Origin of the sequence: Variovorax brevis (assembly GCF_030317105.1) — a bacterium.
GTDB lineage: Bacteria > Pseudomonadota > Gammaproteobacteria > Burkholderiales > Burkholderiaceae_C > Variovorax > Variovorax brevis.
Map to the genome: position 1 here is coordinate 1 of NZ_JASZYG010000078.1, position 1,402 is coordinate 1,402.

Annotated in this window: 2 protein-coding genes; both read right to left on the bottom strand. The window is 65.7% G+C overall.

Features of this window, described 5'->3' with window-relative positions; translation table 11 throughout:
• Nucleotides 1-320 (bottom strand): citrate/2-methylcitrate synthase (locus tag QTI66_RS39485; protein ID WP_286565834.1); only part of this gene is annotated, 320 nt, incomplete at its 3' end.
• Nucleotides 317-1,402 (bottom strand): CaiB/BaiF CoA transferase family protein (locus QTI66_RS39490; RefSeq protein WP_286565835.1); only part of this gene is annotated, 1,086 nt, incomplete at its 5' end. The genes QTI66_RS39490 and QTI66_RS39485, both read right to left, overlap by 4 nt.

Consider the following 1,402-nt stretch of genomic DNA (forward strand, 5'->3'; position numbering starts at 1 on the left):
AGCACGTTGAGGGCCGAGGCCATCGCATTGTTGAGGCCGACGCCGCAGGTGGCCGCCATGCGGGCGATGGCGATGCTCGGCGCCTGCGGGCCGTGGTCCACTGCGGAGACCAGTGCGGCATCGAGCAGCCGTGCCTGCCCTTCGCTCGGCAGGTCGCCGCGGGTCATGAGCCAGATCATTTGCGCGAAGCTGACGCGGCCGGTCAGTTCCTCGATGGGATAGCCGCGGTAGCGGATCTCGCCGGGCGCCATCTCGATGATCGAGGTGTGCCACCAGTCGCGCACGCCCTGCTCGACACTTTCGACGGTCTTGCTGCTCATATCGCTTTCTCCACCTTGAGGGCTTCGATCTCCTGTTCGGAGTAGCCGAGGCTGGAGAGGATTTCGTCGGAATGCTGGCCCAGCGTGGGCGGCGGTGATTCGACACGCGGCGCCTGCCCGTTGACCTTGAAGCCCGTGCGAACAAGGCGGATGTCGCGACCGACGCCCGGTGCATCCGCGAAGGTGCCCACCATCCCGCGATCTGCCACCTGTGGATGCTCGAGGGCTTGCGGCACGCTGTACACAGGGCCGGCCGGAACGCCGGCCTGGTTGAACAGGCGCCACCACTCGTCGGTGGACTTCGAGGCCATCGCATCCTCCAGCACGCCCTTCAATTCGAAGCGATGCTGCAACCGGCTCTGGCGGTCGTTGAAGCGTGTGTCGTCGATCAGGTCCGGCCTGCCGACCACGCGGCACACCGCCTCGAACTGCTCCTGCTTGTTCGCCGCGATATTGAGCAAGCCGTCGCCAGTGCGGAAGGTGCCGGACGGACTGGCCGTGACGTTCTCGTTGCCCATCGGTTGGGGTTCGCGACCTGCGATCAGGTGGTTCGAGACCGCCCAGCCCATGGTCGACATCACCGCTTCCAGCATCGAGACGTCGATGAAGGTGCCACCCTCGCGCCGCGGGTCGGCCAGAGCCGCGGCGATGGCAAATGCGGCGGTGATGCCGCCAATGGTGTCGGCCATCGGATACCCCACGCGATACGGTGCGTTCTCCGGCGCACCCGTGATGCTCATGACGCCAGACATGCCCTGGATGATCTGGTCGTAGGCCGGCAAGTCACGCAGCGGGCCCTCCTGTCCGAAGCCGGAGATCGCGCAATAGATGAGGTTGGCGTTTTCGTTCAGCAGTTCGTCGTAGCCGAGGCCGAGTCGTGCCATCACGCCGGGCCGGAAGTTCTCGACCAGCACATCGGCGGTCTGCACCAGCTTGCGAAACACTTCCTTGCCGGTGGGGTGCTTGAAGTCGATGGTGATGGAGCGCTTGCCCGGGTTCTGGGCGAGAAAGGAGACGCCCATGTAGCGCTTGTTCAGCTCGGGATCGGCGCCGAGCTGGCGCGCAAGATCGCCGCCGTTGCG